Below are 10,350 nucleotides of genomic sequence, written 5' to 3'. Positions count from 1 at the left end.
ATATCAGATTGGGGTCGTCGAACCTGGCCGCGACGACTGGTCGGGTGTGAGATAGTTGCACCTGCGAGATGCCCTTCTTTGTGGCTGAATCTGACTCTTGAGAAGTCTTATTCTTCCACTACGACAGGGCATTTCGCTTTTATGACACTCTCACGCGCTCATACCAATCGGTGCTTCCAGGCTAAAACGAACACCCCGTGGGCATGTCCAATAATGTGGCGGTACCGAAGGGCCGGGCCTGCCTCTGGCGCGCGGGGGCATGCCCGATCCCGAGGGCTAGTAGTACTTTGTTAGCTCGGCGTGTCGGCTCGAGTTTTCGTGACTTTCTCGAGAGTATGCGGGCATGGATACAGCCGCTCTCGCCCGTGTCGGGGAACAGTTGGATACGTTTGTCGGTGAGGTGTTCTCGTCGCTGGCGCGCAAGGATCAACGGGAGAAGGCGGGGCTGTATGCGCGGGGCTTGATGCTCGACGGGCGACGGAAGTCGATGCAGCCGATGGCGCAGCGGCTGCGGGTCGATCACCAACAGTTGCAGCAGTTCGTGACCACCTCGCCGTGGGATGTGGTGCCGGTCCGGAAAACGCTGTCGCGCCGGGCGTGTGATCTGATCGTCCCGGATGCGTGGGTCATCGACGACACCGGGTTCATCAAGGATGGACCCGCCTCGCCGGGTGTGGCCCGGCAGTACTCGGGCACTCTCGGCAAGGTCGGCAACTGTCAGATCGCGGTCAGCGTGCACGCCGCCACCGACGCGGCGTCCGCGCCGTTGGACTGGCGGCTGTTCCTGCCCGAGAGCTGGGACGATCGGTCCACCACCGACCCCGACACGGTCGCGGCGATCGCCGCCCGCCGGGCGCGCTCGGCGATCCCCGACACCGAGCATCACCGCACCAAGTGGGAGATGGCGATCGAGATGATCGACGAGCTGATCGAGTGGGGCCGGATTCCGCCGACCACGGTGGCGGACGCCGGCTACGGCGACGCCACCGCCTTCCGGCTCGCGCTGACCGACCGCGGCATCGACTACGTCGTCGCCGTCAAGGGTGCGACCAGCGCCCATCCCGGCGACGCGGTCCCCGAGGCACCTCCCTACAGCGGGCGCGGGCGCGTACCGGCCCCGCGCTACCCGGGCCCGGTTTCGAGCTGCAAGGACCTGGTCCTGGCCGCCGGACGTAAGGCCCTGAGGGCGGTGACCTGGCGCCGCGGCAGCAAGGCCGACTCCACCAACCCGACCGCGGCGATGCGGTCGCGGTTCGCCGCGCTGCGGGTCCGCCCGGCGAACCGCGACATTCCCCGCCCGGAGGACGGCACCCTGGCCGAGGTGTGGTTGCTCGCCGAGTGGCCCGCCGGCGCCGACGAGCCCACCGACTACTGGCTCTCCACCCTGCCTGAGGACACCCCGCTGTCCGAGCTGGTGCGCCTCGCGAAGATCCGCTGGCGCGTCGAACACGATTACCGGGAACTGAAAACCGGTCTCGGACTGGATCATTTCGAGGGTCGTTCCTGGATGGGCTGGCACCACCACGCCACCCTGGTCACCGCCGCCCATTTGTTCCTCACCACCCTCCGGCTCGCCGACCCAAAAGCGACTGGGCAGGACTGACGCTCTACGGCATCGTGCGTGAACTCCAAGGCGCACTTGCTCGTTGGATCGGTACCTGCCCACTGTGCCACCACAGATTTCCCACCTAACAAAGTGCTACTAGGGCCTTGAAATCGAACGGCGAGTAAGCGGTCGCCGCTTCAGCGAGAGCGAAACGAAGGGCTGGCGGGTCAACCGCCGGCCCTTTTTTCATGTCCGCTGGTTCGAGCGGAGTTAGTCCGGACCAGCCGCCCTAACCTCGAAATCTTCGACCACCTTCCAGCTTCCGTCCGCCTGCTTCCGGAAGACGGTCAGGTAGGTGGCCGCGGCATTTTCCGCCTGGTTGGTCTGCGGGTTCGTATAAGTGATTGTGAGCGTGCCGCGGCGGTAGGCCAGGTCACCCGAGCCGGCGACCTCGGTCTTCTCGTTTGAGGGACTGATCGTGAAGTTGGGATCCGCACTATCGGTGCGGATGGCCTTGGACACCGCCTCGCCGCCCCTGGCCGCCGGGCGGCCGGGCGTGGCGAGCACCGCGTCCGGCGCGTAATAGGAGGTCACCTTCGCCGAATCCTTCGCCTGCAATGCGGCCAGAATCTCCTGCGCCGTGCGGTCGACCGCGTCCGTTGCCGGTTCGTTGGGATTGTTCGCCTCGAGGGTTTTATTCTTGTTCATTTTTCTTCCCTATTAGCAGTTGTGCGCACGGTCTCCTTTAATACCTGGAAAAGGTTATGACTCTTTGCCGGCCAACGGCGGCCTCGACTGGGCCACCCCGCGTTTCAGGCTTACCCACTCGAAGAGTCATCGCGCACCTCAGCGGCTGGCGTCCGGCACCCGGCCGAGCAGTGAACTGCCGTCAGTGATGAACTCGGAGCCGGTCGAGAAGGCGCCCTAAACTCCGAAATCTTCCACCACCTTCCAGCTCCCGTCCGCCTGCTTCCTGAAGACGGTCAGGTAGGTGCCCGCGGCATTCTCCGCCTGTTTGGTCTGCGGGTTCGTAAAAGTGATTGTGAACGCGCCGCGGCGGTAGGCCAGGTCACCCGAACCGGCGACCTCGGTCTTCTCGTTTGAAAGACTCATCGTGAAGTTGGGATCCGCAACATCGTTGCGGATGGCCTTGGACACCGCCTCGCCGCCCCTGGCCGCCGGGCGACCGGACGTGGCGATCACCGCGTCCGGCGCGTAATAAGAGTTCACCTTCGCCGAATCCTTCGCCAACAATGCGGCCAAAATCTCCTGCGCCGTGCGGTCGACCCCGTCCGTTGCCGGTTCGTTGGGATTGTTCGCCTCGAGGGGTTTGTTCTTGTTCATTTTTCTTCCTTGTTCGCAGTTGTGCGCGCACGGTCCAAGTTCGCCGAGACCCCGCCTGAGCGCCAGGTTCTCGTGCAATCGCCCGGGCGGCGGCGAACCGCCGCTGCGCCGGACTCCCTGGACCTGACGGCGACGCCGAGTGCGCCGATCGAATCACGGAGGGCTGCGCGCCGGCGCAGACCTCTAGCGCACCGCGCTGAGCGGAGGCTTCAGGAGCGGAAGCGGCTCTGCAGGGTGTTCTTGCCGCTCAGCGTTTCGTCGTCGGTGGTTCCGACTGCCTGGGCGGCCTGGGTGGTGAGGGCGATGGGCAATTTCGTCTCCCAGAGGATGAATAGTCCGTCGGCCTTCTCCGGCACACTGGTGTCGGCCTGAACCGCGTACTCCCAAACGTCCGCTCCCACGCCGTGTGGGGTCATCATGTTGGTCAGCGCGCCGCAGCCTGGCAGCCAGCCTCCCGGATTCTCTGGGGCCGTGATTACACCGGCGTACTCGGTACTCACATTACGGTGGAAGTACTGGGGACGGAAGGTGTCCTCTCCGGCCACCCAGCGCGGGGGTACGACGCAGAAGTCGACGTTGCCCACCCCCGGTGTGTCGGTCGTCGAGGTGAGCACCGTCAGCAGCGACGGATCGGGGTGGTCGACAGTGACATTGCCCATGACCATGAAGTCCAGCATGTTGTAGACGTACGGGACACTGTTGCCGTGCCACGCGACCACGTCCAGCGGCGAGTGGTCGTAGGTCGAGCTCCAGAGATTTCCGCCGACTTTGTGGATCACCTCGACTGGCCGCTCCGTATCATCGTCGTACGCGGCGACTGGAGCGCGGAAGTCGCGGGGGTTCGCCATCCCGGCGTGGCCGATGAAGCCGAGCTCCGGAAGAGCGAACGGCGTGCCGTAGTTCTCGCACACGTACCCGCGGACGAACGCAGGGGTGTCTCCTTGTCCGGCGGCGCCCAGGATCTCGACTCGGAACTTCATGGCGCGAGGAATCAGAGCGACTGATCCCGGCTCCACGCTCAGCAGGCCGAGTTCGGTGTGGATCAGAAGGCCGCCCAGTTCGGGCACAATCATCAGTTCGCCGTCGGCGGTGCTGAACACGCGGTCGGTCATGGAGGTGTCGGCGGTGTAGAGATGGATCGCCATGCCGCTGCGCTGGACGGGATCACCGTTCCCGCCCAGGGTCCACAGACCGGAAACGAAATCGGTCCCTGCCGCGGGCGCCGGCCGGGGAGCCCAGAACAGCAGGTTCGGGTCCAGGGGAACATCGAAAGGCGGCGTGAGCAGAGTTCCGTTGTCGATGCGCTCGAAGGGCGGGTGCACGACGGACGGACGGATACGGTAGAGCCATGTGCGATGGGTGTTCGCACGGAGTTCGGTGAAGGCCGTACCGGTGAGCAGCTCTGTATACAGTCCGTATTTAGCGCGCTGCGGAGTGTTACGGCCGACGGGCAGTGCGTCTGCCAGGGCCTCGCTGCTGTGCTCGTTGCCGAAGCCGGTTGAGTAGCTCAGCGAGGCCGCCCTTGCGCGCGCCTGTTCCCGCACCTCATCCTCCGGCTTGGCCTTCTCTAGACTCGTCGTCATTTTGCGCTCCTTCCGTGTCGCGACATCGCTGGATGTCGATCACTTGTGTTGATCGTCATTTCGGTACCTTCCGCGTCGGACCGGGATCGGACTCGTCGCCAGCCGGGTAACCAAGTAAGTGATAAGAACCTATCACTTGCTCCCATCGGGCACAAGTGATAATCTCCTATCAAGTCATCGTTCACCGGCATTCGGCCCGAAGAGGCCCGGCCGAAGAAGGGACGTCCCACGAAAAGGGGCGTTTGCCTCCACATACCTGCGGGTGACTATCGAATTTCTCGCTGCACAGCAGAGAGTTTGGTAGAAACGGATAATTGGAATGGACAATTGGAATGGACAACATGCGCATTGCGATTCTCGACGACTACCAGCACGTGGCGAGGGAATATGCCGACTGGGACTCCCTGAACGCCCGGGTGGAAGTAATCCATGATCCGTTTCCCGACACGGAGACACTCGTCGCGCGGCTGGCGGAGTTCGATGTGCTGGTGGCGATGCGGGAGCGCACGCAGTTCCCTGCGGATGTGCTGCGCCGGCTCGGTCGTCTGAAGCTACTCGTCACCACGGGTCCGGCCAACGCCGTCATCGACGTCCCGGCCGCCCGCGAGCTGGGCATCACCGTCTGCGGTACACGCTATCCCTTCTCTTCCGCCACCTCGGAGCTCGCCTGGGCGCTGATTCTCGCCGCGGTCAGGAACGTGCCTGCCGAGACGCGGTCGGTGCGCGAGGGCGGGTGGCAGATGAGTGTGGGCTCTGGTCTGGAGGGAAAGACGCTCGGTCTGCTCGGACTCGGCAGGACCGGATCGAGGGTGGCCAGGGTAGGCCAGGCGTTCGACATGGAGACGATCGCCTGGAGCCAGAACTTGACCACCGAGAAGGCGGCGGAACACGGTGTGAGAGCGGTGTCCAAGCAGGAGTTGTTCGCCAGGTCGGATGTGCTGTCAGTCCATCTCGTCCTCAGCGACCGTAGTCGCGGCCTCGTCGGGGCGGGCGAACTTGCTGCTATGAAGCCGTCCGCCCTGCTGGTCAACACCTCTCGCGGCCCCATCGTGGACGAAGACGCACTGGTCCACGCCCTGCAGGAGCGAAAGATCGGCGGTGCAGCACTCGACGTGTTCGGAACCGAGCCGCTGCCGGAGCGGCACGTACTGCGGACGCTGGAAAACGTCGTCATCACCCCGCACCTCGGCTACGTGACGCACGGCACCTACAAGGTCTTCTATGAAGAAGCGGTCGAGGACATCGCGGCGTTCGCCGCGGGCAAGCCGATACGCGTAGTCGACCCGGTTGGCGACTACCTGAGTGCGCGTAGCGGTCACGCCGACCTCCGTGAGTGATACCGCCGAGTGGCGCCTGCCCCTGTTGAACGGTGCAGACTTTCTATCTTTCCGGCGGCTGAACGTCGCCGTCATCGGACTTGAACAAGCGAAGGAGCCTTTCATGAACGACAGGCAGGACATTCTTGAAGTCCTTGCGCGGTACGTGCGGGCATTCGAGAAGCGCGACGGGGATGCCTTGGCGGCGTTGTTCGCCCCGGACGGAGAGCTTCAGGTATTCAGCAGGTACGGCCGAGAGGAGTACGTTGCGCTGGATGCGGATCGAGTTGGTGACGATGCTCTCCGCGCCATGGTGAACAGCGGCACCCTGCCTCCCGGGCGCGGCATGCACTATCTGACCACCGACCACATCGTCGACATCACCGGAGACGAAGCAACGCTGCAGGCGCAGTTCGTGGTCGTGGGATCCAACGCCAACCCTCGACCCGAAAACGGCTGGCCGGCCGGTGCAGACCTGATGCAAGGGAAACTGGCGCCGATCATGATCGGCCACTACGAATCCCGCCTCCGCAAGATCGGAGACAGCTGGCTATTCACGCGCCATCAGGTAAAGCACAGTCTGCCGATGGCACTTCCAGTGAAGTCATGATTCTTCGGGGTTCTCAGGGCCGCGGGACACCACCGACACCTGCGGGCGCTTTGCTGACTGGCTGCTTCCGCGACGGGCCCTTCGTGGGCCTGCGCTATCGGACGCCGTCACACGAGGGCTTCACCGATGAGACGGGCCAGTTTTCCTACAGGGCCGCCGAGGCGGTGACCTTCTCCATCGGGAACCTGAGCATCGGAACAGCGGATGCAGCTCCGCAGCTGACGCTGGCGAGTCTCCGCGGCAGCGACGCCGTGGACGCGCCGGATCCCACTCTTCCCGCGACGATCAATCGTGCGCGTTTCGTGCAAAGCCTGGGGCGGGAGGACGACCTCCGCAATGGCGTGATGATCGACAAGACCGTCCACGACGTTGTCGGCGAGCATGCGCCGGACATTTCGTTCGAGTGCGACACGGAGTCCTTTGAGAAGGCCGCCTCTGTTCGGATGGTGTTCAGTGAGCTCGGGCTTCGTTTTCGCGGAGCTGCTGAGGCGGGCAATCACCTGCGGCGAGCTCTTGCTGGGATCAAGGTTCTCAGGAATGAGAAGATCCCGACCCGCGACGGGAGCTACCTTCTGGCAGACGTGTTTTGCCCCGACGATGGCGGCCCGCATCCGGTGATCATGAGGCTGGGGGTTTACGGTAACGCGTTCGAGTCGGGGTCGATCTTCAACGAGGCGGATCACCAGGCGAGTGAGGAGAGGGAAGCCGCGTGGTTCGAGGGAGACGCAGCGGGGGGCGCCACCGGGGCGGCGATGATGCTCCGATACTCGGAAAGTGCTGTCAGTGCAAATGCAAGTACATGGGTACCGCGCGGATACGTAGTCATCCGAGTGGACGGCCGCGGGGTGGGGAACACACCAGGACGGGTGGATCCGTTCTCGAGGCAGGAAGCACTCGACTATTACGACGCCATCCAGTGGGCCGCCGACCAGCCGTGGAGCGACGGTAATGTCGGCCTCTGCGGTTGCTCGTACGCCGCGACCATTCAATGGAACGTTGCCGCACTGCACCCGCCCGCCCTCAAAGCGATCGCTCCTCTTGCGTCGGACTCGGACGCCTATCGTGATCTGGCCTATCCGGGCGGCATCTTTTTCGGCGACTACCGCCGCTGGTGGTGGGAAAATATGGTGCTCAAGGCAAGCGGGAGCGGCGAAGGAGTGGACGTCATCGGTGGTATGGCCAGCCGTCCGTGGGACGGCGCGTATTACCGGGGGGATGGGCTCCTGTCAGCGGACTTTGCCGGTATCGACCTCCCCGTTCTGACTGCGGTGAGCCAGACCATGATGCTTCACTCTCGCGCCGGTTTCGCAGCCTTCTCTCAATTGCCGTCGCCATCAAAACAGTTGCTCGTCCTGGACGCCAACTACATGTCCTACCTTTATGAGGACTGCCTGCCGGATCAGGAGGTGTTCTTCGACCGATTCCTCAAAGGATTGGAGCCGGAGGAAGAACCGTCTGCGGTACGTATGGTCATGCGTACCGGCGGCGGAGGCTTCTACTGGCGCAACGAATCGGCGTGGCCCGTCCCCGGCACCGAGTACAGGACACTGTTTCTCGATGCCGGCAGCCCGCACGCCCAGGAAAGCATCACCCCTCATTCCCCCGTTCGCATCGACGTCGCCGAGTATTCCGCAGATGTCCGCGCTTCCGCGCCGGAGCTACCGGTGGCGGTATTCGAGTCAGCCCCCCTGGACGAGGACATCGAGCTGGCAGGTCATTTCCGGGCCTCGCTGTGGGTCTCGTCCACGTCAGAAGATGCCGACCTCTATGTCGCACTCCGCGTCATGGACGGAGAGCAAGAGATCGTCTATCAGACTCGTGACCCCCAGTCCGTCGCTCCGCTCACATGGGGGTGTCTCAAAGTCTCGCACCGTGCCCTCGACTCGCAGCGTTCCACCGCTGAACGTCCCTGGCACACACACCGACGCGAGGACGCCATGCCTCTGCGCCCCGACGAAGTCGCCAAGGTCGAGGTGGAGTTGATGGCAGCCACTGGACGCATCGCAGCAGGGTGCCGCCTGCGACTCGAAATCTCAGCCGCCGAGGGCCGTGGGATCAGCCCCGACCCTGACTGGGAGCGCGCCTACGACGAGTCCTACCACCGCGAAGCCGTCAATCGAGTCTTCACTGGTGGGGTATTTCCCAGCTCGATCACCATCCCCATGGTCCCAGCCGGGCCGGCGAGGCCGATCTTGCGCAGGTAGCTCGGCACTCACCTTTGATCCCCTCCTAGACCGGTACCCGTGGAAGGAACCCCGCATAATGACTGCCTCCAGTCCCATTGGGACATCCCGCATTTTCGCACCGGGCGATGGGTTGACCGTCACCTGCAACGAGCAGTACGGGATCACCCACACCCATCCCGGTTTCGGCGGCCAGCCCCGGCCAGACTGGTTGGACAGTGTCCCTGACCCCGCCACGCCGAGCGACGAGCAACAGGCCGCGATGGCCGCCAACCAGAGCTTCCTCGCCGTCTATGCGAGCACCTTCACCAAGGACGGCCGGCCCAAGCCCACCGCCATCTGGGCCGCACCCGACGGCGACCGCCTGCTCGTCATCACCGAGGAGGACTCGTTCACAGTCAAGCGGATCCGCCACACCCCCCGCGTCACCCTCGCGGTGTGTGACATGCGGGGAAACCCCGAGAGCGAAGCCGTCGATGCGACCGCTTCGATCCTCGACAAGTCCGAAACGGAGAATGTCTACCGCCCGATCGGCGAGCGCTACGGAATCGTTGGGAAGGTGTTCAATCTGTTCAGCAAGTTGCGCGACGGAAGTGACAACAACGTCGGCCTCGCGCTGAAGGCGGCCTAACCGTGGCTCCCACATTCGCCGAAGTCGCCGAGGCAAAGTACATCCTGTTGACCACCTTCACGAAGGACGGGCAACCCAAGCCCACCGCCATCTGGGCCGCACCCGACGGCGACCGCCTGCTCGTCATCACCGAGGAGGACTCGTTCAAAGTCAAGCGGATCCGCAACACCCCCCGCGTCACCCTGGCGGTGTGCGACGTGCGCGGTAACCCAAAGGGTGAGGCGGTCGATGCGGTCGCCACAGTGCTCGACAAGTCCGAGACACCGAATGTCCAGCGGGCCATCACCAAGCGCTACGGGCTGATCGGCTGGTTGTTCAACCAGTACACCAAGCTGCGTGGGATCGACAAGAAAACCGTCGGCCTGGAGCTGAAGGCGGCTACCTAGCCGCTCCCGAAACCCTGTCGGCTTCCGAAGCGTTGGCAGAACATGGTCACGCGGCTGTTCTTGGTTTACGCCGTCGCCGAGCTGGCGGTGGTCGTCGCGCTCGCCTCGACGCTCGCCTTCGGATGGACGGTCCTGTTGCTGCTCGCGACCTTCGTGGTCGGGGTCGTCCTGGCCGGGTCGCGGTCCGGCACCTGACCGACGCACTCAACGCCTCCCCACGAAAGGAATTCGCATGAACGCCCTCTACACCGCCGAAGCACTGACCACCGGCGACGGACGCAACGGGCACGCCCGCTCATCCGACGGCAAGCTCGATCTCGAACTATCCATCCCCAAGGAGATGGGCGGCAGCGGCGTCGGCACCAACCCCGAGCAGCTGTTCGCCGTCGGGTACGCAGCCTGCTTTCACTCTGCCCTGCGGATGATCGGCCGCCAGGACAAGGCCGATGTTTCCGATTCGGCTGTCGGGGCGCGTGTGTCGATAGGGAACCTGGACAACGGCGGCTTCGGCCTTGCCGTCGAACTGGAAATCACGCTACCCAACGTCGACCACGCCACCGCGCAGCAGCTCGCCGAGAAGGCTCACCAGGTCTGCCCGTACTCCAACGCGACCCGCGGCAACGTCGACGTCACCCTCACGGTGACCGACGACTAACCCGAAGTTACTGCTATGAGAACGAGCGAACCCCCGGTTGAGCTGGGGGTTCGTTGTTTTCGGTTGTGGTTGTTCTGGCTACCTGACCGTGTGGGG

11 protein-coding genes are annotated in these 10,350 nt (G+C 64.0%); 8 read left to right on the top strand and 3 right to left on the bottom strand.

The window, feature by feature from the left end; genetic code table 11:
- Positions 1-343: 343 nt before the first annotated feature.
- The gene (locus tag ACFWAY_RS51715; RefSeq protein ID WP_378516249.1) at positions 344-1,603 is read left to right on the top strand and encodes an IS701 family transposase; all 1,260 of its coding nucleotides are present in this window, start codon (positions 344-346) and stop codon (positions 1,601-1,603) included.
- Between the two features lie 213 nt (positions 1,604-1,816).
- Here the strand turns inward: ACFWAY_RS51715 and ACFWAY_RS51710 are convergent, their stop codons facing one another.
- From ACFWAY_RS51710 to ACFWAY_RS51700, 3 genes are all read right to left on the bottom strand, one after another.
- Positions 1,817-2,254: a YybH family protein gene (locus tag ACFWAY_RS51710; protein ID WP_378516248.1), complete on the bottom strand. Its 438-nt coding sequence runs from the start codon at positions 2,252-2,254 to the stop codon at positions 1,817-1,819.
- A gap of 216 nt (positions 2,255-2,470) precedes the next feature.
- Positions 2,471-2,890, bottom strand: coding sequence for a YybH family protein (locus ACFWAY_RS51705; RefSeq protein WP_378516247.1), 420 nt, complete (start codon positions 2,888-2,890; stop codon positions 2,471-2,473).
- A gap of 209 nt (positions 2,891-3,099) precedes the next feature.
- A complete protein-coding gene (locus tag ACFWAY_RS51700; RefSeq protein ID WP_378516246.1) occupies positions 3,100-4,473 on the bottom strand; it encodes a homogentisate 1,2-dioxygenase in 1,374 nt (457 codons plus the stop codon).
- 341 nt (positions 4,474-4,814) lie between these two features.
- Here ACFWAY_RS51700 and ACFWAY_RS51695 point away from each other — a divergent pair, with 341 nt between their 5' ends.
- The 7 genes from ACFWAY_RS51695 (at position 4,815) to ACFWAY_RS51665 (ending at position 10,254) form a co-directional block, all read left to right on the top strand.
- Positions 4,815-5,810 carry a D-2-hydroxyacid dehydrogenase family protein gene (locus ACFWAY_RS51695; RefSeq protein WP_378472835.1) on the top strand — a complete coding sequence of 332 codons (996 nt, stop codon included), beginning with the start codon at positions 4,815-4,817 and terminating at the stop codon, positions 5,808-5,810.
- Positions 5,803-6,399 (top strand): nuclear transport factor 2 family protein, encoded by a 597-nt coding sequence (locus tag ACFWAY_RS51690; RefSeq protein WP_378516245.1) that lies wholly within the window; start codon positions 5,803-5,805, stop codon positions 6,397-6,399. The genes ACFWAY_RS51695 and ACFWAY_RS51690 overlap by 8 nt, the downstream gene beginning before the upstream one ends.
- A gap of 83 nt (positions 6,400-6,482) precedes the next feature.
- The gene (locus ACFWAY_RS51685) at positions 6,483-8,603 is read left to right on the top strand and encodes a CocE/NonD family hydrolase (RefSeq protein ID WP_378516244.1); all 2,121 of its coding nucleotides are present in this window, start codon (positions 6,483-6,485) and stop codon (positions 8,601-8,603) included.
- Positions 8,604-8,844: 241 nt separating this feature from the next.
- Positions 8,845-9,213, top strand: coding sequence for a PPOX class F420-dependent oxidoreductase (locus ACFWAY_RS51680; protein ID WP_378516250.1), 369 nt, complete (start codon positions 8,845-8,847; stop codon positions 9,211-9,213).
- A gap of 2 nt (positions 9,214-9,215) precedes the next feature.
- A complete protein-coding gene (locus ACFWAY_RS51675) occupies positions 9,216-9,599 on the top strand; it encodes a PPOX class F420-dependent oxidoreductase (protein ID WP_378516243.1) in 384 nt (127 codons plus the stop codon).
- Positions 9,600-9,641: 42 nt separating this feature from the next.
- On the top strand, positions 9,642-9,794 hold the full coding sequence (locus ACFWAY_RS51670) for an FxsA family protein (protein ID WP_378516242.1): 153 nt from the start codon (positions 9,642-9,644) through the stop codon (positions 9,792-9,794).
- 37 nt (positions 9,795-9,831) lie between these two features.
- Positions 9,832-10,254 (top strand): organic hydroperoxide resistance protein, encoded by a 423-nt coding sequence (locus ACFWAY_RS51665; protein ID WP_378516241.1) that lies wholly within the window; start codon positions 9,832-9,834, stop codon positions 10,252-10,254.
- Positions 10,255-10,350 lie beyond the last annotated feature (96 nt).

Source organism: Rhodococcus sp. NPDC059968 (genome assembly GCF_042738615.1).
Lineage (GTDB): Bacteria > Actinomycetota > Actinomycetes > Mycobacteriales > Mycobacteriaceae > Rhodococcus_F.
The sequence above is the reverse complement of the archived record's forward strand: the minus strand, read 5'-3'. Positions and strand labels throughout refer to the sequence as shown.

Excerpts from the sequence above, each read along its gene's own strand:
- ACFWAY_RS51715 (WP_378516249.1), top strand. The coding sequence starts at position 344 with ATGGATACAGCCGCTCTCGCCCGTGTCGGGGAACAGTTGGATACGTTT.
- ACFWAY_RS51710 (WP_378516248.1), bottom strand. The coding sequence starts at position 2,254 with ATGAACAAGAATAAAACCCTCGAGGCGAACAATCCCAACGAACCGGCA.
- ACFWAY_RS51705 (WP_378516247.1), bottom strand. The coding sequence starts at position 2,890 with ATGAACAAGAACAAACCCCTCGAGGCGAACAATCCCAACGAACCGGCA.
- ACFWAY_RS51700 (WP_378516246.1), bottom strand. The coding sequence starts at position 4,473 with ATGACGACGAGTCTAGAGAAGGCCAAGCCGGAGGATGAGGTGCGGGAA.
- ACFWAY_RS51695 (WP_378472835.1), top strand. The coding sequence starts at position 4,815 with ATGCGCATTGCGATTCTCGACGACTACCAGCACGTGGCGAGGGAATAT.
- ACFWAY_RS51680 (WP_378516250.1), top strand. The coding sequence starts at position 8,845 with ATGGCCGCCAACCAGAGCTTCCTCGCCGTCTATGCGAGCACCTTCACC.
- ACFWAY_RS51670 (WP_378516242.1), top strand. The coding sequence starts at position 9,642 with ATGGTCACGCGGCTGTTCTTGGTTTACGCCGTCGCCGAGCTGGCGGTG.
- ACFWAY_RS51665 (WP_378516241.1), top strand. The coding sequence starts at position 9,832 with ATGAACGCCCTCTACACCGCCGAAGCACTGACCACCGGCGACGGACGC.